This window comes from Nonomuraea sp. WAC 01424 (assembly GCF_003947315.1).
In the GTDB taxonomy this organism is placed as follows: domain Bacteria; phylum Actinomycetota; class Actinomycetes; order Streptosporangiales; family Streptosporangiaceae; genus Nonomuraea; species Nonomuraea spiralis.
On sequence record NZ_QHHZ01000030.1, the window covers coordinates 62522 to 81527 of the forward strand.

Consider the following 19006-nt stretch of genomic DNA (forward strand, 5'->3'; position numbering starts at 1 on the left):
CTCCGTTCAGTGAGGACACGGTGACCGGCCGTGTCCGGACCCGTGCGCGGGTCTGCCGACGGAGTCTGGAATTATCCGCTGCGGGGTCAGCGGTCCGCAACGCGATAAACGAAGCGCAGGCCCGACCAGGTGGCGTCGATCGCGGCGACCTTGTTGTCGACCAGTCCGGCGCCCAGGCCGTAGGCGCGTACGACGCCGTCCGACAGGTCGGTGGGGATCCTGGCGGCGCGTTTGGGCCAGCAGACCCACAGGCCGCCGTTCCGGACGAGTGTGGCCTTGGCCTGGGGGAACGTACTGTGGAGGGTGGCCGTGTCGGGGCAGAAGAGCAGGATCACGTCGTACGGGCCGCCGCCCGGCTCGCGGTGCACGTCCGCGCCGGGTTCGCCGAGGTCGAGGGTGGCGGGGGCGCCGAGGGCCAGAACCTGGTGTCCCGGCTTGACGCCGAGTTTGCGGGGGAGCGGCGTCCCCGAATATCCCGCCATATTCCCTACCGTCCCACATAGCCGAAATATCCGCGTAAGGGATGAGATCCTTACTGGCCGGTAGAACGAGGTCGTTACGGGAAGAATGGGGGTGGAGGACCGTGATGCACATCGACATGGACGTGTCGCCCGACTACCCCTTGAGCTGGCAGGCCAGGGCCCTGACCTCGGTCATGCGCGGCACGTTGAAACCGGCCTCCACAGTGTTGATGCGCCACCCGCTGGCCCTGGTCGGCGCCGCCCGCCTGGGCGAGCTGGCCCGCCTGATGCCGCTGCGCCTCCCCGACCACGCCGTCGTCGTACCGGCCGGTCTGACGGGCTGCGGCGGCGAGTGGATCCGTGCCGGTGAAGGGCTGGACGAGCACAAGGCGCTGCTGTACTTCCATGGCGGCGGCTACTTCTCGTGCTCGCCGCGTACCCACCGGCCCATCACCTGGCGGCTGTCGGTCGTGGCCCGCCGGCCGGTCCTCGCGCTGGACTACCGGCAGGGGCCGGTGAACCCGCTGGCCGACTCCCTGGCCGACGCGCTGGACGCGTACGAATGCCTGATGCGGCGCGGGCACGCGCCCGAGGACATCATCATCGCCGGGGACTCGGCGGGCGGCCATCTGACGCTGGCCACGCTGCTGGCGCTGCGCGACCGCGGCCTGCGGCCGCCGGCCGCGGCGATCTGCCTGTGGCCGTGGGCGGACCTGACCGACATCCCGCGCCGGGCCAACCGCTGGCAGGACCCGATGTTGCCGGCGAGCCGGGTGCGCTGGCTGGCCCGCCACTGGACCTGCGGGCTCGACCCGCGGGACCCGCTCGTCTCGCCCGTGCTCGGCGACTTCACCGGCCTGCCGCCGCTGATGATCGTCACCGGCTCCACGGAGGTGCTGCGGGACGAGGCCCGTCAGGTGGCCGAGCGGGCGCGCCTCGCGGGGGTGCCGGTCCGGTACGAGGAGTGGCGGCGGATGCCGCACGCCTTCCCGATCCTGGCCGACGTCCTGCCGGAGGCGCGGCTGGCCTTCCGGCACATGGCGGCGTTCCTTGAGGCGGTGGAGGCCCGTGCAGCGGCTCGCGGGGATACGGCGGCGGCCTGACTGGGGCGGGTATGTCGGGGTAGTTTGTGCTGATATATCGCGGCTTGGGGTTGCGCGCTCAGGGGAACGTCCAGGCGTTGCGGTGGCCCCGCCCGTCAATCCCGCTGTAAGGTTAGGTATACCTAACTAACATATGGGGGCTGAAGTGATGGCTGACAAGCCCAGGGATCATCATCGAGGCGTCGTCCTGCGGACCGAGCGGCTCTCCCCGCACATGATCCGCATCGTGGTCGGCGGCGACGGCCTGCGCGACTTCGCCTGTCGCGGCCTCACCGACCATTACGTGAAGCTCGTCTTCCCGCACGAGGGCGTGGACTACCCCGAGCCGTTCAGCGTCAAGCACGTACGCGAGACCATGCCGCGCGAGTTCTGGCCGCGCCTGCGCACCTACACCGTACGCGCCTGGGACCCCGACGCCCTTGAGCTGACCCTCGACTTCGTCCACCACGGCGACAAGGGCCTGGCCGGGCCCTGGGCCGCGGCGGCCAGGCCGGGCGACGTCGTGCTCATGCTGGGCCCCGGCGGCGGCTACGCGCCCGACCCTGAGGCGGGCTGGCACCTGATGGTGGGCGACGAGAGCGCCCTGCCGGCGATCGCCGCCTCCCTGGAGGCACTGCCCGACAACGCCCTGGCCCACGTCCTGATGGAGGTGGACGGCCCCGAGGACGAGCAGAAGCTCGGCACCGCGGCCGACGCGCGGATCACGTGGGTGTACCGGGGCGCCCGTCCCGTCGGCCAGGCGCTGGTCGAGGCGGTGCGCGCGCTGGAGTTCCCGGAGGGGGACGTGCAGGCGTTCGTGCACGGCGAGGCCGGCTTCGTCAAGGAACTGCGCCGCCACCTGCGGCTGGAGCGGGGCATCCCGATGGACCGGCTGTCCATCTCCGGCTACTGGCGGATCGGCGCGGACGACGAGGCCTGGCGGGCGGTCAAGAACGACTGGAACCGCGAGGTCGACGTCGCCGAGGCCCGCGCGCTGGCCTCCTGACCCTCCAACCACAAAAAGCCGCTTCAGAACGTTCCATCACAGCTCTTACTAACCCTCCGGGCACGAACTCCTCACCTTCGATACCCCTTACGCAAGACGTGCGGAAAGGGCCCCCGGATGCCGCCACAGTGTGCTTTGCCGTGTCCCGGACAGGAGAGGCGAGGCCCGGATGGCGCGTGGTGCGAGCGGCATGCCGCCTGGCGTGCGACCGCTGACGGTGGGCGACCCGGTCGTCATCGGCCGGCACCTCCTCCTCGGCCGCCTCGGGTCGGGCGGGATGGGAGTGGTGTACCTGGCCGAACACCCACGAGGGGGCCTGGTCGCGCTCAAGACGCCGCAGGCGGTGCATCTCAACGATGCCACGTTGCGGGCGCGTTTCGCCGAGGAAGTGGCTTTCTCCCGCAGATTGGTGCCCTTCTGCACGGCTGCCGTGGTCGAGGACGGCACCGACGAGGATCGCCCGTACCTGGTCACCGAGTACCTCCCGGGCCCCGCGCTCTCGCAGGTGGTCATGGCCGGCGGGCCGCTCACGCCCGACCTCGCCTACGGCGTCGCACTCGGGGTGGCCGCCGCGCTCGTCGCGGTGCACGAGGCCGGTCTGGTGCACCGCGACCTCAAGCCCGGCAACGTGTTGCTGTCGGCCAAGGGGCCCCGCGTCATCGACTTCGGCATCGCCCGCGCCGTGGACACCCTGGCCGCCCACACCCAGGCCGGGCAGGTCATGGGCAGCCCCGGCTGGGTCGCGCCAGAACGGCTGACCGGCGGCCCGGACCTGCCGGCCTCGGACGTGTTCGCCTGGGGCTGCCTGGTGGCCTTCGCCGCGAGCGGGCACCACCCGTTCGGCGGCGGCGAGGCCGACGTGCTGACCCGGCGCATCCTGTTCGACCCGCCGCGCCTCGACGGCGTGCCCGCCCTGCTGCGCCCGGCCGTGGAGGCCGCGCTGGCCAAGGACCCCGCCTCCCGTCCCCGGGCGGCCGACCTGCTGCGGGCGCTGCTGGCCGCGGGCGGCGTGGGCGATCCGTGGGACCTGCGCCAGGCGGTCGCCGACGTGCTGGACGGGAGCTGGACGGAGGTGCCGTACCCGGCGGGCGGCGGCCGACCCGCCACCCCGGCCGGGGAGCCGTCCGGGCCCAGGCACGGGAGCAGGCGCGGGAGCAGGGCCAAGGCCGGTGCGCACCTGGCGCACGCCGGTTTCGCCGCCCTGGCCACGGTCTCCATCGCGGCCGTCACCGTGATCGCGGCCTTGGGCGGGGACGCCCTCAGCCAGGGTGGCGGTTCGCTGCCGCCCGCAGAGCCCGCGATCGTACGTCCGCACGTCAGCGGCCATTCCACCGCGCGTCCCACGGTGACCCCGGCCGGCGACCGGCCGCCCGCGCACGTGGCGCACCCGGCGAGCGCGCCCACGGCGACGGCGTCCGTCACGCGCGCCCGTACGCCGGCCGGCCGCTTCACCTTCCTCGACCCGGGCCCCGACCGGCGGCGTGACGACCCCCGCCCCTCCAGCACCTCCGGGCCCGGCAACCCGGGTGGCGAGGAGCCCGGCCCGTGCGCGCGCCCTGCCGGTCGGCGCCGCGGCGGCGACCGGCAGGGCGGCCGCGACTGCCCCCGGCCCACGGGATCGATCAGTACGATCCCCCAGGACGGCCCCGGCGAGTCGCCCGAGCCCACCGTCCCGTCCCCTTCCATGCCCACGGTCACCGGAACGTCGTGACCGGGCATGCCTCATGATCGAGGTGAGCGGGGGACGCGCGTCGCCTCCCCCGCACCCGAGAGCGAGGCCGTTCATGAGCTACTACGACATAGAGGGCAATCCCATCAGCCCTGCGCGGGCGCAGGAGCTGCTGGCCGACCGCGCGGGGCGTACGATCGGCGACGACCGAGTCGGCACCGCCGCCGGAACGTTCCGCGTCCGCACCCTGCACCTGGTGCTCGACCAGGCCGACGGCGGGACGGTGCCGCTGCTGTTCGAGTCGACCGTGCGCCTGGCGCCGCCGGGCGCGGGTCCCCGGGCCGGGGGCCAGGAGGTGCTGAGCCTCCACTGGTCCACCAGGCAGCAGGCCGAGGACGCGCACGCCCAGCTCGTCCGCGACATCACCGAGCAGCAGGACCTGCCGTCGTGGGCCCGCGAGGGCGCCTGACGCGCGACCGACGTGAAAAGGGGCCGCGCCGGGCTGGGGGAGCCGGCGCGGCCCTTCGCCGGGGGAACCATCCCATGCCCTGGAGGTGGCCGGCGAGATCGGGGGATCAGTGGTGGAACTGCTCCTCTTCGGTGGAGCCCTTGAGCGCGGTCGTCGAGGAGTCGGGCGCGACGGCCGTGCTGACCAGGTCGAAGTAGCCGGTGCCGACCTCGCGCTGGTGCCGGGTCGCGGTGTAGCCGCGGGACTCGGCGGCGAACTCGGCCTCCTGGAGCTCGACGTACGCCGTCATGCCGTCGGCGGCGTACCCCTGGGCGAGGTCGAACATCGAGTAGTTCAGCGAGTGGAACCCGGCCAGCGTGATGAACTGGAACTTGTACCCCATGTGGCCCAGTTCGCGCTGGAACTTGGCGATCGTGGAGTCGTCCAGGTGCTTCTTCCAGTTGAACGACGGTGAGCAGTTGTAGGCCAGCATCTGGTCCGGGTAGCGGGACTTGATCGCCTCGGCGAACTCGCGGGCGACGTCCAGGTCGGGCGTGCCGGTCTCCATCCACAGCAGGTCGGAGTACGGGGCGTAGGCCAGGCCGCGGGCGATGCAGGAGTCCACGCCGTTGCGTACCCGGTAGAAGCCCTCGGCGGTGCGGTCGCCGGTGGTGAAGGCCTGGTCGCGCGGGTCCACGTCACTGGTCAGGAGCGTCGCGGCCTGTGCGTCGGTCCGCGCGACGATCAGTGAGGGGACGCCGCACACGTCGGCGGCCAGCCGCGCGGCGTTGAGCGTCTTGATGTGCTGGCCGGTCGGGATCAGCACCTTGCCGCCCAGGTGGCCGCACTTCTTCTCGGAGGCGAGCTGGTCCTCCCAGTGCACGCCCGCGGCGCCGGCCGCGATCATGCCCTTCATCAGCTCGAACGCGTTCAGCACGCCGCCGAACCCGGCCTCGGCGTCGGCCACGATCGGCGCGAGCCAGTGCGGCGCGTCCGCCACGCCCTCCGACCAGGTGATCTGGTCGGCGCGCAGCAGCGCGTTGTTGATGCGGCGCACGACGGCGGGCACGGAGTTGGCCGGGTAGAGGCTCTGGTCCGGGTACGTCTGGCCGCCGAGGTTGGCGTCCGCGGCCACCTGCCAGCCGGACAGGTAGATCGCCTTCAGTCCGGCCTTCACCTGCTGGACCGCCTGGTTACCGGTCAGCGCGCCGAGGGCGTGGACGTAGTCCTCGGTCCGTAGCAGGTCCCACAGGCGCTGCGCGCCGAGGCGGGCCAGCGTGTGCTCCTCCTGGACGCTGCCCCGCAACCGGATCACGTCCTCGGCGCCGTAGGTGCGCTCGACGCCCTCCCAGCGAGGGTCGTTGTCCCATTCGTCCTGCAGCTGCTCAGCAGCTCCCTTGAGGCGATCGTTCATCGTTCGCTCCTTTGTCGTCCCCTGGGGCTCACGCCGATCATCTGCCCTGAGACCCGGCGTCAATAGAGGCTCCAGGAGAGAAGAACGCTCGAAGTTTCCGTCACGTGTATTACCGACGGGTATTCAGATGAGAAGAAATCCCGAGTTTTCCCGTTGGACTAGACCAATCCCAGCAGTGAACGGAAGGCGGCAGCCGTGCCCCCGCCCGGTAGGCCCTGAACGTCCAAAGACTAGAAAATAGGCCGAATTTCTGTCTAAGATGCCTGCATGGCGTCCCTGCTAGGCGAAGAACCGCTGTCTTTGACGCAGGAGCTCGATCTGATCGCGTTCGGCCAGCGCCTTCGCCACCTGCGTAAACAGCGCGGCCTCACCCTGTCGGACCTGGGCTCGCGTGTCAGCAGGGCGCCCAGTCAGCTGTCGCTGCTGGAGAACGGCAAGCGCGAGCCCAAACTCTCGCTGCTCAAGTCCCTGGCGACCGCGCTGGGCGTCCCCGTCGAGGAGCTGCTGCGCCGCCAACCGCCCAACCGGCGGGCCCAGCTTGAGATCGCGCTCGAAGAGGCACAGCGAGACCCCATCTACGCCGGGCTCGGCCTGCCCCGGCTCAAGGTCTCCGCGCGCGTGCCCAACGACGTGCTCGAACACCTGCTCGGCCTCTACGGCGAGCTGCGCGCCCGGCAGGCGCGCGGCACCGCCACGCCCGAGGAGGCCAGGGCCGCCAACGCCGAGCTGCGGCGCAGGCAGCGCGAGGTGGGCAACTACTTCCCCGACATCGAGAAGGCCGCCGCCGAGGCCCTCGACACCGTCGGCTACCGCACCGGGGCCCTGTCCCAGAGCATGATCCAGGGCCTGGTCACACACTTCGGCTACACCGTCCACACCGCCCAGGACCTGCCGCGTTCGGTGCGTTCCATCACCGACCTGCGCAACCGGCGCATCTACGTCAAGCACGAGCAGCTCGGCATGCACACCCCGCGCACGATCCTGCTCCAGACGCTCGGGCACCTCGCGCTCGGCCACGGCAAGCCGCGCGACTTCGCCGACTTCCTGCGCCAGCGCACCGAGGCCAACTACTTCGCCGCCGCCGTGCTCGTGCCCGAGCGGGCCGACGCGCTCTACCTCCAGGAGGCCAAGGCCGCGCGGGCGTTGTCGGTGGAGGACCTGCGCGACGTGTTCGCGGTCTCGTACGAGATGGCCGCCCACCGCTTCACCAACCTCGCCACCCATCACCTGGGCCTCGTCTGCCACTTCGTGCGCAACGACGCCGGGGGCACCATCTACAAGGCGTACGAGAACGACGGCATCGTCTTCCCCGCCGACGAGCAGGGGGCCATCGAGGGGCAGCGGATGTGCCTGCAGTGGTCGGGGCGGCAGGTGTTCGCCTCGCCCGACCGTTTCTCGGTGTTCTACCAGTATTCCGACTCGCCCACCGGCACCTATTTCTGCGTGGCCCACGTCGATCCGTCGCGGGAACGGGACTTCGCGATCACGCTGGGGGTGCCGTACCGGGAGTCGCGCTGGTTTCGGGGGCGGGAGACCACCAACCGCACCAAATCCGGCTGCCCCAGCGGCGACTGCTGCCGCCGTCCGCCCGCTGAGCTGGCCGAACGCTGGGAGGGGTACGCCTGGCCCTCCGCGCGCGCCAACTCGCACATCCTGGCCGCCCTGCCGCCCGGGTCGTTCCCGGGTGTGGACGAGGCCGACGTCTATACCTTCCTGGAGCGCCACGCGACCACCGCATAAGCTGATATGTGGGGGGAACGGGGGAGGTGTCGCACATGCTGCCTGATGTGCGGAAATGGTGGCATCGCCGAACCTCGTGCGCCGCGGACTGGCCGCTGTCCGACCTGCTGGCGGCCAAGGGGGACACCACGGTGAGTGTGGTGCTCCCGGCCCGCGACGAGCGCGAGACCGTGGGCGAGATCGTCCAGGTGATCCGGCGCGAGCTCGACGGCGTCGTGGACGAGATCGTGGTCATCGATTCATGCTCGGAGGACGACACCGCGCGCGTCGCGGCACAAGCCGGCGCCGCCGTGCACGCACAGACAGACATCCTGCCCGAACTCGCGCCGATGGAGGGCAAGGGCGAGGCACTGTGGAAGTCGCTGGCGGTCACCTCCGGCGACGTGGTGGCCTTCGCCGACGCCGACATCAGGCACTTCCGTGCCTCACTCGTCGCCGGGCTGCTCGACCCGATGCTCACCGACCCCACGGTCGTCTACGCCAAGGGCTGCTACGACCGTCCGCTGAACGGCGCCCCGACCGGCGGGGGCCGCGTCACCGAACTGGTCGCCCGCCCACTGATCAACCTGCACTGGCCCGAACTGGCCGGTTTCATGCAACCGCTCGCCGGCGAGTACGCCGGCCGCCGCTCGGCCCTGGAACGCGTGCCGTTCCTCACCGGGTACGGGGTGGAGCTCGGGCTGCTCATCGACCTGCTGGACCTGGCCGGGCTCGACGCCCTGGCCCAGGTGGACCTGGGGTCGCGCGAGCACGCTCCGCAGTCGACGGAGGCGCTCGGCGGGATGGCGGCCCAGATCATGCTGGCCGCCTGGTCCCGGCTGCAACGCCAGGGCAAGATCGAGTCCCGGCATGTGCCTTCGATGGAGCTGGCCCAGTTCCGCCGCTGCGAGGGCGGTCACGACATACTGACCCGCCAGGTGGGCATCGACGAACGCCCACCCATGCTCACCCTGACCACACCCACCTGACCGGCTCGAGGGAGCACCTCGGGGCCTCGACCCGCCTGGCCGGCTCGTGCGAGCCGTCCCAGGGTGGAGCGGCGCCCGAGTCCGTTCGTGGATTCCTACTTGAGGGCGGCCGCCACGAAGCTGCTGAGCTGGTCGCGGATGGCGTCGTGGTCGTCGGCGTCGTCGCCGAGGATGATCCGTCCGAGCTGCGGCATCATCGACGGGAACAGGGCCAGCCCGGTCAGCATGAACAGCGTGCGCGCCGTCGCCTTGGACGGCTCCTCGCCACTCCCCTCCGCCAGCGAGGCCGCCTTGCGCGCACAACGCTCCACCCGGGCCTCCTGGCCGGGCAGCAGCTCCTGGCCCCGGTAGTTGAGCGCCTCCCACATCAGCAGCCGCACCAGGTCGGGGTGCCGCCGGTAGTAGTCGGTCAGCCGGGCCACGTAGTCGACGGGATCGGCGCCGGGCAGGGCGATCTGCGACGTCAGGTCGTCGAGCGCCTCGTTGATGACGGCGTCGAACAACTTCTCCTTGTTGCCGAAATGCCCGTAGATGCGCTCTTTGTTGACGCCCGCGCGCTCGGCGATGCGATCCACGCGCGCACCCGCCACGCCGTACGCGGCGAACTCCTCGCGGGCGGCCTCCAGCAGTGCGGCCCGGGTGGCGGCGGTCGAGACCTTGGTTGACATGCCTCCATCATGCCACGAACAACTGGTTGGTTGTAATCCAACTAAATAGTTGACGCCCAACTGGTTGGTTGGCTACCGTCCTCTGCCATGGCACTCACGCTTCCTCGTACGGCAGCCGCCCCCGCGGCCCGTACCGACTACGCCCGCTTCGGCCGCACCCTGTTGGCGTTCACCCTCACCGCGGTCCTGTGCAGCGGTCAGCTGTACATCGTGATCCCCCTGCTGCACGACATGGCCACCGGCTGGCACGCCTCGCCCGGCGACCTGACCTGGCTCGTCACCGCGTTCGGCGTCGGCTACGGCCTGGGCTTCCTGGTGTTCGGCCCGCTGTCGGACCGCTACGGACGCCGTCGCCTGCTGATGATCGGCCTGCCTCTTGCCGCCTTGACCAGCGCGTTGGTGGCGTTGAGCCCGAACCCCGAGGTGGCCCTCGCGTTGCGCGCCCTGCAGGGGGTGGCCGTGGCGATGTTCCCGCCCGCCGGCATGGCCTACCTCGTCGAACGGCTTGAGCCGCGGCGCCGGGTGGTCGCCATCGCCGCGGTGACCGGGGCGTTCCTCGCCTCGGCCGTGTTGTTGCAAGTCGCTGCTCAGGTGCTGGTCGAGTCGATCGGCTGGCGGGGGTTGTTCCTGCTGTCGGCCGCCGGTTTCGCCCTGGCCTGGCTCGGCCTGCGCGCCGTCATGCTGCCCGACCTGCCGCGCCAGGCGAGCGGATCGTTGTTGTCGGCCTACCGCGCGGTGCCCGGCCTGCTGTTCGACCAGGTGCTCGTGCTGCGCTATCTCGCCACGGTCGTGCTGATGGCCGGGTTTGTCGCCGTCTACACCGGTTTGCAGATCTACGGCGGCACGTCCCCCGCCGACCTGCTCACGCTGCGCGCCTCCGGGTTGCCCTCGATCGTGCTGATGCCCGTGCTCATGCCGTGGCTGGCCCGGATCCCCACCACGGCCAGGGCCGCCTCGTTCCTGGCCGTGGGCGCGCTCGCCCTCGCCGCTGTCGCCCTCACCGGAGCCGCCTCCCTCGGCCTGGTGCTCCTGCTGGCCGTCTACGTCGCCGCCATCACCGGCGGCCTCCCCAGCATGAACGAGGCCATCTCCGCCCAGGCCGGACCCGCCCGCGGTACGGCCCTGGCCCTGTTCTCCTTCGCCCTCGCCGTCGGCGGCAGCGTCGGCCCGCAACTGGCGGCCGTGTTCGGCGGGTTCACCCCGCTGGTGTACGCCCTGGCGATCGGCATGGGCCTGGCGTCCCTGGCCGTCCTCGCCTCGACCCGCCGCGCCACCACGCCCACTCCCTGATGCCCCACCCGGGGCGGTCAGCGGAGTGTGACCAGGCCGCCGAGGGACAGGTCGGGACGCTCGACCCGTACGTCGGGCAACAACCAGGACGTGTCCAGAGCCACCGTGTCGTTGAGGGCCCTGCCCAGCGGGTTGAGCGCGTTGAGCAGGGGGTCGCAGCCGGTGTTCATGGAGTGGGCGAGCGAGCACAACCACATCGCGACGTCGTCGGTCTGGCCGTTGAGGTTGAACCTGGCCCTGAAGGTCGCGCTCGCGGGGTCGTAGGCGTTGTTCGCGTTGTTCAGGGCGAGCGGCGCCGCGTCGAGGAACGTACCGATGGATTCGCGCTGGCGTACCAGCAGGTCGGTGATGTGGGCCAGATCGCGGGTGTTGGCGGTGATCTCGCCTCGGTTGTCCTCGACGAAGTCCGCCACCTGCGTGAGCGTGGAGGACAACTCCTTCAGCACCGCCCGCAGCTCCTCGCGTTCGCCGTTGAGCTGGGCCGACACGCCCGCCAGGTCCTTCATGAACGCCCGGACGCGGGCGTCGTCACGGGCCATCGCACCCGTGACGGTCGCGAGGTCGCGGACCGTCCGGGCCAGGTCGTCGCCGTCGCCCGCCAGCGCGGAGGCCGCGTCGGACAGGCCGCGGACGGTGGCGCCCACGGTCTCGCCCTGCCCGCCGAACGTGCTCGCCGACACCCGCAGCAGCCGCGCCAGCGCACCACGCTCGGCGGCGGGCGCGTCCGCACCGTCGGATGCGGACCGCCGGGGAGGGGCGAGGGCGGTGGCGAGCTGGTCGTAGCCGCGTAACGCCTCGTCGATCTCGACCGCCGAGCGGGTACGGCGCAGCGTCCCGCCGTCCGGGAGCGCCGGGCCTCCCCGGTACGGCGGCGTGAGCTGCAGGAACCGGTCGGCGATCAACGACCGGGCGACGACGACCGCCTGGGCGTCGGCCGGGATCTTCCGCCCGGCGTCGACGGCCAGCTCCACCAGGACTTCGCCGCCCTCCGGCCGGACCGAGGTCACCCGGCCGACCCGCACCCCGAGCACCCGTACGTCCGAGCCTGGGTACAACCCCACGGCGGCGTCGAAGGAGGCGTGGAGACGGGTGGTGGCGACCGGCCTGAACAGCAGATACGCGCCCGCCAGCACGAGGACGGCGAGGAGTGCGGCGAGCCGGCGGTTCATCGGCCTTCCCGAGGAGAAGGTGGGCGTACGGTGACCGAAACCTTACCGTGAGTTGCCGAACTCCCGCACCTTCCGGCCGCGTTCTACCAACCGGTAACGTGTTACCAACGGTAACGCTTGACGAATGGCCAGGGAGTGGACGCGATGACCGGCTTCTGTCCGGAGCTCAGTGACGACGTGATCGAGGTGCGCGACTGGGTGCACGCGTTCGCCCGCGACGTGATCCGCCCGGCGGGCGCGGAATGGGACGAACGCGAGGAAACGCCCTGGCCCATCCTCCAGGAGGCCGCCAAGGTCGGCCTGTACTCGCTGGACTTCTTCGCCACCCAATGGTTCGAACAGAGCGGCCTGGCCCTGCCGGTGGCGTTCGAGGAGATCTTCTGGGGGGACGCCGGCATCGGCCTGTCCATCGTCGGCACCGGCCTGGCCGCCGCCGCGCTGTCCGCGAACGGCACGCCCGAGCAGATGGGGGAGTGGCTGCCCCAGATGTTCGGCACGGAGAACGACGTCAAGCTCGGCGCCTTCTGTGCCTCCGAGCCCGACGCCGGCTCCGACATCGGCGCGATCCGCACGCGCGCCGTCCACGACAACGGCGACTGGGTGCTGAACGGCGTCAAGACCTGGGCCACGAACGGCGGCATCGCCGACGTCCACGTGGTCGTGGCCTCCGTGGACCCGTCTCTGGGCACGCGCGGCCAGGCGTCGTTCGTCATCCCGCCCGGCACGCCCGGCCTGTCCATGGGGCAGAAGTTCCGCAAGCACGGCATCCGCGCCTCGCACACCGCCGAGGTGGTCCTGGAGGACGTACGCGTGCCGGGCTCGTGCCTGCTGGGCGGCAAGGAGAAGCTGGAGGCCCGCCTGGCCAGGGTCCGCAACGGCGAACGCGCCGGCGAGCAGGCCGCGATGCGCACGTTCGAGACCACCCGCCCGTCGGTCGCCGCCATGGCGGTGGGCATCGCCCGCGCGGGCTTCGAGTACGCCAGGGACTACGCGCGCGAACGCGAGCAGTTCGGCCGCAAGATCGGCGACAACCAGGCCATCGCGTTCCTGCTCGCCGACATGGCCACCCGCGTCGACGTCGCCCGCCTGCTGACCTGGCGGGCCGCCTGGATGGCCCGGAACGGCCGGCCGTTCGAGCAGGCCGAGGGCTCGATGTCGAAGCTGGTGGCGGGCGAGACGGCGGTGTGGGTGACCGAACAGGCGATCCAGATCCTCGGCGGAGCCGGATACACCAGGGAGCACCCCGTCGAACGTTTCCACCGGGACGCCAAGATTTATACGATTTTCGAGGGCACGAGCGAGATCCAGCGACTGATCATCGGCCGCGCCGTCACCGGCCTCCCGGTCCGCTGACGTCCTGAAGGGACCGGTTCGCCGGAGCCGCAGAGCCGGCGGGCCCGCGCGATCGTCAGCGCGGGCACGCCGCTCCGATGCCGTTGTCGCGAACCGGGAACGGTTTCCCGGGCCGCGGGCGGGCGGTTATCTGACGAGCTGAAAGATGAACGGCGCGACCAGGCCGATCAGGGCGAGGGCCTCGGTGAGGACGAAGCCGAGGAAGATGTTCTGGCGGATCAGGGGATACGCCTCCGGCTGGCGGGCGATGGCCTGCACGCCCTGACCGAAGATGATGCCGACGCCGATGCCGGGACCGATTGCAGCGAGACCGTAACCAATGGCGGTGATGTTGCCGGATACTTCAGCGAGTACTTGCATTGCGCCGCCTTTCTGGAAACCGATGAAGCTGGGAAACCGCGGTTACTCGTATTCCAGCCGGTGAATGCGGCGAAAGAAATACTTGATTGCTCCAATTTGTACGTCAATTGCTCGTTGATCAACGCACTGGACAAATCGATCAAGATGCTCTCCTCTTCCCGGGGCGGGGAACTCCCGTATCGACGCCTGTGGCGATTTCCGGGACGCGGGCGGCCGACGCCAGGGGTGAAGAACGTCCACTGCCGGTGTCGTTCGGCGCGGATGGTGGCCTGCTGGGCTTCGAGGTGACGCCGGCGTTCGTCCATCAGGGTGGCGGCTTCCGTGAAGGAATGATTGACGGCCTGGATGCGGCGGCGAAGTGTCGCGGCGGAGTCTTCCCGGGCGGCCTTTACCCGGTCCTTTTCCATGAGGGCCGCAAAGGTGACGCGTGCCACCGATATCGCGGAAATCGGTATGGTGACCCAGCTCAGGGCGGTGGTGGTGCCGATTGTCGCGTAATTCACCGCGACCAGCGCGCCGATGCCGCCGGCGCCGCTGACCGCGATGCCTGCGAAGATCACCCAGAGGGTTCGGCCGTTCATGTGTCCATTGCGGCGCCGTTACAGGCGGGGTATGGACAAGACTGTTACGGCAGCTGTAGATCGTTACTTGAGGCGGCTGATGTCGGCGGTCACGTGACCGATGCCGCTGTGATCTCGTTCCATCGCCGATGGCAGGCTGCGGCCACCGCGTCAGGATTCGTCGTCACAAACGATCATGATGCTGGTGGCCGTTCTCATGCTCGCAGGCACCCCAGCGATCAGCGCCTAGCAGATCCCGATCTACAGCTGCCGCAACAGCCATCAGCGCCGACGAAGCACCCGACAGATCTGTCTTGGGAAAGCCTCGACTGTCTGATCATGATTGGCGACATAATGATCTTATGGACCTCGACGCGGCAGTGAGCGAGCTCGGCGACCTGTGCGTGAAGCATTTGGGCGATCACGTCGGGAGGCAGCTGGCGGCGTTGGCCAAACCCGCAGCCGCTCTTCTTCCTGTTATGGGCGGAGGTTGGCCTGGGCGGTCCCAACTCGGCGGCTCGGCGGTGCTCGACCCCGGCACCTCCTGGCCCCACTACGAGAACTATCCGCTCAGCCTGCTCGCCGTGATCGACACGGAACAGCTCGGCCCCTGGGTCGGTGCACAACTTCCGGTTCGCCCCGGGCTGCTCAACTTCTTCTTCCTGCAGATCGACGATCCGGACTACCAGGACATGCAGCCATTTCGGGAGGCCCTTCCGGGATTGGGCAACCCGCTGACCTGCCGGATCGTTCCTGCAGACCCCGCTCGCGCCAGCGAAGTGCAGGCGCCACCACTCGCCACGACCTTCTCTTCGATCGCCTTGAGCCCGGTGACCAGGATCACGCTCCCGGACTTCACGGACGACCCTGTGCTCTTCGGCCTGGATCTGGGGCCCCACGCCGCCGAGGGCATCTACGGGGCGTTCCAGGGTTTGTTCATCGACCAAAGGTTCGGTCAGGCCTGGGCCGACTACACAGCCCGACAGCCACTGTCCGGCCATCAAGCCTTCGGCTGGCCCAAACTGGGGGCTGGCTCATGCTTGCAGACCAGCCTGCGTCCCAAGGAGGAATTCACCCACATACTCGAGCTTGCGGGCACTCATGAATTCGAGTGGGGCGACGGCGGATCGCTGCACTTCGTAAGCCCCTCACGCGCGCTTCAACACGGTGATTTTTCCCACGTAGTGGCTGACGCCTCCGGCTGGTAAAGATCAGATTCAGTTACGGCAGCTGTAGATCGGGATCTGCTAGGCGCTGATCGCTGGGGTGCCTGCGAGCATGAGAACGGCCACCAGCATCATGATCGTTTGTGACGACGAATCCTGACGCGGTGGCCGCAGAGCTCACCGTAGCGCACGAGCGCTGGCCCGCCTTCTTCACGGAGCTGATGGACCGGGTAGCGGACTGTTTCCCGCGCAGAGAAACCCGGCTGACCTGCCGCGACACGATCGAGGCGCTGCTCACGGTCGAGGGGACGGCCAACTGCTGGACCCTGAGCGAGGCGATCGGGCATCGCGGCCCGCACCGGCTGCAGCACTTCCTGTCCCGGGCCAGGTGGGACGAGCACGCCGTCCGAGCCAAGGCCGCGGCCTGGGCCATCGAGCGTCTCGGCACCGAGGACGTGGTGCTGGTGGCCGACGAGACCGGCGATGAGAAGTCCTCCACCGATGCCGTGGGCGCCGCCCGCCAGTACTCCGGTGCGCTGGGCGGGGTCGGGTTGTGCCAGGTGGCGGTGCATCTGACCTACGCCACCCGGGCCGGGCACACCCTGATCGACCACCGGCTCTTCCTGCCCAGCGCCTGGGCCGCGGATGAGGAGCGACGCGAGCTGACCGGGGTCCCCGAGGAGCTGTCATTCGCCACCAAACCGCAGCTCGCGGTCGAGATGCTCGCCCAGCTACACGCGGACGGCGTCACTCGCGCCTGGGTGGCCACCGATGAGGTGTACGGCGGACGCGAGACACGTACCGCGATCCGCGCCCTGGGCTACAGCTATGTGATCGCCGTCAAGTCTGACCATCGGATACGGACCGCGGCAGCCACTTCGACCGTGACCGACCTGGTCAAACGCGTGCCGACCAGGTCCTGGCAGCGGCTGCGTACCGGCAGCGGAACCAAGGGCGAACGCCACTACGACTGGGCGATGATCAAGGTGCTCTGCGACGACACCTCCGACGACCACGAGACCGGACACGGCACGCTGCTGGTTCGCCGGCACCGCTACACCGGCACGGTGTCGTTCTATCGGTGCTGGTCAGCCGCCCGAGTGCCGCTGCATGTGCTGGTCGATGTGGTGTGCCGCCGGTGGCGGATCGAGGAAGACTTCCAGGCTGCCAAGGGCCTGACCGGGCTGGATCAGGGCCAGGTCACCACCTGGAGGTCCTGGCATCGCTGGTGCCTGATCAGCATGATCTCCTACGTGCTGCTGGCCGTCATCGCCAGCAGCGAACGCCACCACAACACCACGCCCATCCCTGCCGATCTGGTCCCGGTGAGCTGTCGTGAACTGCTGAAACTCCTACGCATCCTCATCTTGGCCCGTCCCAGACAGGACCTCGATCCCGAACACGCCCTGCACTGGTCGCTCTGGCGACGACGCCATCAACACCGGGCCGCAGCCTGCCATCGGCGATGGAACGAGATCACAGCGGCATCGGTCACGTGACCGCCGACATCAGCCGCCTCAAGTAACGATCTACAGCTGCCGTAACTGTGCGCCCGCCGTTCGTGACGACGGGCGCACAAGTCATTGGGGGTAGCGGGTCAGCCGGTTGTTCTGCCGTCGATGGTGGCCTTGGTGGTGGTCGTGGGGGCGGTGCGGGTCTTGGCGGCAGCCGGGCGGGCGGTGTCGGGGCCCGGGAGGTCGCGGCTGTAGGCGTACACGACGGCCGCCGTGGCGATCGCGCCGGTGTTCAGCGCGAGTGCCTTGTCGTTGATGTTGGCGACGGTGTCGCACGCCTGGTGGTAGCAGGGGTCGTACGGCTGTCCGGCGGTGCCGCCGAAGATCGCGGCCTCCTCGGGCGTCTTGATGCCCTCCGCGCCGGTGAACACCCCGCCCGAGGGGATCCCGGCCTCGATGAACGGGCCGTAGTCGGAGCGGCCGTCGAAGTCGGTGCCGTTGTGTCCCTGGTGGAGGAGGTCGAAGTACTTCTCGTAGAGCTTCTCGATCTCGTCGGATCCGGGCGGGCCGCCGCGGGCGCCGACGCCGTCGGAGTCGTCGCCGTCGTAGATCTTGAAGGCGTAGTTGGTGGAGCCGAGCATGTCGTAGTCGAGGAAGAGCTTGATCTTGGAGAGCTCGGCGGCGGGCAGGGTGTCCACGTAGTGGATGGAGCCGAGCAGGCCCAGTTCCTCGGCGCTCCACCAGGCGAAGCGCAGCCGGTTGCGGGTCGGGATCTTGCCCAAGGCCTCGGCGACGGCGAGCGTGGCGGCGGTGCCGGAGCCGTCGTCGTTGATGCCCGGCCCGGCCGGTACGGAGTCGAGGTGGGCGCCGGACATGACCACCTTGTTCGGGTCGCCCCACTTGGAGTCGGCGATGACGTTGTACGTCGTGCGGATGTCGCTGATCGTGTCGGTCTTCAGGTGCACCACGCCGCCGGTCGCGGCCAGTTCCTGGCCGACGGCGAAGCTGGTGCCCACCACGGGGATGGTGACCGGGGTGCCGAGGTTGCCGAGCAGCGTCGCGGTACGTCCCGGCTGCCCCTCGTTGAAGATGACGGCAGCCACGGCCCCGGCCGCCTTGGCGTTCTGCGCCTTGACCACGAAGTCGCAGGTGCCGCGCTGCAGCAGCGCGATGTTGCCCGGCGTGAACCCGGCGAAGTCGGCGGCCTCGCACCCGGAGTTGGACGTACTGGGTGTCGGCCCGGGAGGAAGGACGAGGTCGACGCTCTGCAGCGTCGCGGTGACCTCGCCGGGCCCGGAGTACGTCATGGTGTCGAACTCGCCCACGGAGGAGCCGTCGGGCGGGGTCGGGGTGAAGACCCGCGGGTTGGGCGAGACGCGCTCCATCAGCGCGGTCGACTTCTCCTCGAAGTAGGCGATGTCGAACGGCTGGAGGGTGACGTTGTAGCCGGCCTTCTTGAGCTTGCCGACGACGTAGTCGCGCGAGGCCAGGTGGCCGCTGGTGCCGGCGGCGCGGTTGCCGTGGTTGGCGTCGGCGATGTTCTGCAACGCCTGTAGGTGTTTCTTCACCGCCGGTGCGGTGACGGAGTCGATCAGCTTCCTCTCGGCCGGGCCAGGCGCGGGTTCCGCCTGGGCCGCGGCCGGTAGGAGAGCCAGGGGCAGGGACAGTGCCGCGGCCGTCGCGAGGACGCGGAAGGTGCCTCTGCGCAGGGTGATGCGCATACGAGCTCCTCGAACTGAGATGAACAGATGTTTTCCCCGATTCAGCGGCCCAGGAGAATACATAAGCCGACAAATCCACCCAGGGGAAGAATGAGGGTCGTCCGATACCGGACAAAAGCGCGCCGGGTACGGGCCCGTTACCAGCCCAGTTCGTCGCAGCCCTGATGGTCGACCGGCTCGACCTGCAGCGTGGCGTGGGAGATGTGGTGGCGCTGCCGCAGCAGTTCCCTGGCCCGGTCCAGGACGGCGTGGTTGTCGCCGGGCTCTTCGGTGACCAGGTGCGCGGTGGCCACGTTCATGCCGGAGGTGAGGGTCCACAGGTGCAGGTCGTGCACGTTCCGTACGCCCTCGATGGCGGCCAGGTCGGCGGCCACGGCGGCGGCGTCGACGCCCTCGGGCACGTGCTGGCCCAGGACGGCGAACACCTGGCGGCCGAGGGAGATCGCGCGGACGGCGACGAAGATCCCGATGGCCAGG

17 protein-coding genes and 1 pseudogene are annotated in these 19006 nt (G+C 69.9%); 10 read left to right on the forward strand and 8 right to left on the reverse strand.

What is annotated here, in order from left to right; translation table 11 throughout:
- Positions 1 to 86: 86 nt before the first annotated feature.
- Positions 87 to 482, reverse strand: a complete 396-nt coding sequence (locus tag DMB42_RS50470) for a DUF3052 domain-containing protein (protein ID WP_125648748.1) — start codon at positions 480 to 482, stop codon at positions 87 to 89.
- Positions 483 to 586: 104 nt separating this feature from the next.
- Here DMB42_RS50470 and DMB42_RS50475 point away from each other — a divergent pair, with 104 nt between their 5' ends.
- From DMB42_RS50475 to DMB42_RS50490, 4 genes are all read left to right on the forward strand, one after another.
- Positions 587 to 1564, forward strand: a complete 978-nt coding sequence (locus DMB42_RS50475) for an alpha/beta hydrolase (RefSeq protein WP_185845297.1) — start codon at positions 587 to 589, stop codon at positions 1562 to 1564.
- A gap of 148 nt (positions 1565 to 1712) precedes the next feature.
- Positions 1713 to 2549, forward strand: a complete 837-nt coding sequence (locus tag DMB42_RS50480) for a siderophore-interacting protein (RefSeq protein WP_125648751.1) — start codon at positions 1713 to 1715, stop codon at positions 2547 to 2549.
- Positions 2550 to 2751: 202 nt separating this feature from the next.
- A complete protein-coding gene (locus tag DMB42_RS50485; RefSeq protein WP_185845298.1) occupies positions 2752 to 4260 on the forward strand; it encodes a serine/threonine-protein kinase in 1509 nt (502 codons plus the stop codon).
- 73 nt (positions 4261 to 4333) lie between these two features.
- A complete protein-coding gene (locus DMB42_RS50490; protein WP_125648756.1) occupies positions 4334 to 4687 on the forward strand; it encodes a hypothetical protein in 354 nt (117 codons plus the stop codon).
- A 106-nt stretch (positions 4688 to 4793) separates the two neighbouring features.
- Here the strand turns inward: DMB42_RS50490 and aceA are convergent, their stop codons facing one another.
- Positions 4794 to 6080, reverse strand: a complete 1287-nt coding sequence (aceA, locus tag DMB42_RS50495; protein WP_125648759.1) for an isocitrate lyase — start codon at positions 6078 to 6080, stop codon at positions 4794 to 4796.
- 267 nt (positions 6081 to 6347) lie between these two features.
- Here aceA and DMB42_RS50500 point away from each other — a divergent pair, with 267 nt between their 5' ends.
- Entirely contained in the window at positions 6348 to 7820 is a 1473-nt protein-coding gene (locus DMB42_RS50500; protein ID WP_396986369.1) for a helix-turn-helix domain-containing protein, read from the forward strand.
- A gap of 35 nt (positions 7821 to 7855) precedes the next feature.
- Positions 7856 to 8788 carry a glucosyl-3-phosphoglycerate synthase gene (locus DMB42_RS50505; protein ID WP_125648763.1) on the forward strand — a complete coding sequence of 311 codons (933 nt, stop codon included), beginning with the start codon at positions 7856 to 7858 and terminating at the stop codon, positions 8786 to 8788.
- 95 nt (positions 8789 to 8883) lie between these two features.
- On the opposite strand, the gene DMB42_RS50510 is transcribed toward DMB42_RS50505, so the two are convergent.
- Entirely contained in the window at positions 8884 to 9456 is a 573-nt protein-coding gene (locus DMB42_RS50510) for a TetR/AcrR family transcriptional regulator (protein ID WP_125648766.1), read from the reverse strand.
- An 87-nt stretch (positions 9457 to 9543) separates the two neighbouring features.
- Between DMB42_RS50510 and DMB42_RS50515 the strand changes: the two genes are divergently transcribed.
- Positions 9544 to 10746, forward strand: a complete 1203-nt coding sequence (locus DMB42_RS50515; RefSeq protein ID WP_125648769.1) for an MFS transporter — start codon at positions 9544 to 9546, stop codon at positions 10744 to 10746.
- A 17-nt stretch (positions 10747 to 10763) separates the two neighbouring features.
- Here the strand turns inward: DMB42_RS50515 and DMB42_RS50520 are convergent, their stop codons facing one another.
- Complete coding sequence (locus tag DMB42_RS50520; protein ID WP_125648772.1) at positions 10764 to 11915, reverse strand: MCE family protein; 1152 nt, start codon at positions 11913 to 11915, stop codon at positions 10764 to 10766.
- A 144-nt stretch (positions 11916 to 12059) separates the two neighbouring features.
- Between DMB42_RS50520 and DMB42_RS50525 the strand changes: the two genes are divergently transcribed.
- Positions 12060 to 13268 (forward strand): acyl-CoA dehydrogenase family protein, encoded by a 1209-nt coding sequence (locus DMB42_RS50525; RefSeq protein WP_125648775.1) that lies wholly within the window; start codon positions 12060 to 12062, stop codon positions 13266 to 13268.
- A 126-nt stretch (positions 13269 to 13394) separates the two neighbouring features.
- Here DMB42_RS50525 and atpE read toward each other — a convergent pair whose 3' ends face one another.
- Together atpE and DMB42_RS55815 are read right to left on the reverse strand one after the other, a co-directional pair.
- A complete protein-coding gene (atpE, locus tag DMB42_RS50530) occupies positions 13395 to 13568 on the reverse strand; it encodes an ATP synthase F0 subunit C (protein ID WP_260478412.1) in 174 nt (57 codons plus the stop codon).
- Entirely contained in the window at positions 13487 to 14209 is a 723-nt protein-coding gene (locus DMB42_RS55815; protein ID WP_260478413.1) for a hypothetical protein, read from the reverse strand. Before DMB42_RS55815 ends, atpE begins: the two co-directional genes overlap by 82 nt.
- Before the next feature lie 341 nt (positions 14210 to 14550).
- On the opposite strand from DMB42_RS55815, the gene DMB42_RS50535 reads away from it, so the two are divergent.
- Both DMB42_RS50535 and DMB42_RS50540 read left to right on the forward strand, forming a co-directional pair.
- The gene (locus tag DMB42_RS50535; RefSeq protein WP_125648781.1) at positions 14551 to 15396 is read left to right on the forward strand and encodes a DUF1963 domain-containing protein; all 846 of its coding nucleotides are present in this window, start codon (positions 14551 to 14553) and stop codon (positions 15394 to 15396) included.
- 101 nt (positions 15397 to 15497) lie between these two features.
- Positions 15498 to 16853: an IS701 family transposase gene (locus DMB42_RS50540; protein WP_125648784.1), complete on the forward strand. Its 1356-nt coding sequence runs from the start codon at positions 15498 to 15500 to the stop codon at positions 16851 to 16853.
- Positions 16854 to 16951: 98 nt separating this feature from the next.
- On the opposite strand, the gene DMB42_RS50545 is transcribed toward DMB42_RS50540, so the two are convergent.
- Together DMB42_RS50545 and DMB42_RS50550 are read right to left on the reverse strand one after the other, a co-directional pair.
- Positions 16952 to 18529 (reverse strand): M28 family metallopeptidase, encoded by a 1578-nt coding sequence (locus DMB42_RS50545; RefSeq protein ID WP_125648787.1) that lies wholly within the window; start codon positions 18527 to 18529, stop codon positions 16952 to 16954.
- 137 nt (positions 18530 to 18666) lie between these two features.
- Positions 18667 to 19006, reverse strand: a pseudogene (locus DMB42_RS50550) (cation diffusion facilitator family transporter); the annotation flags it as partial.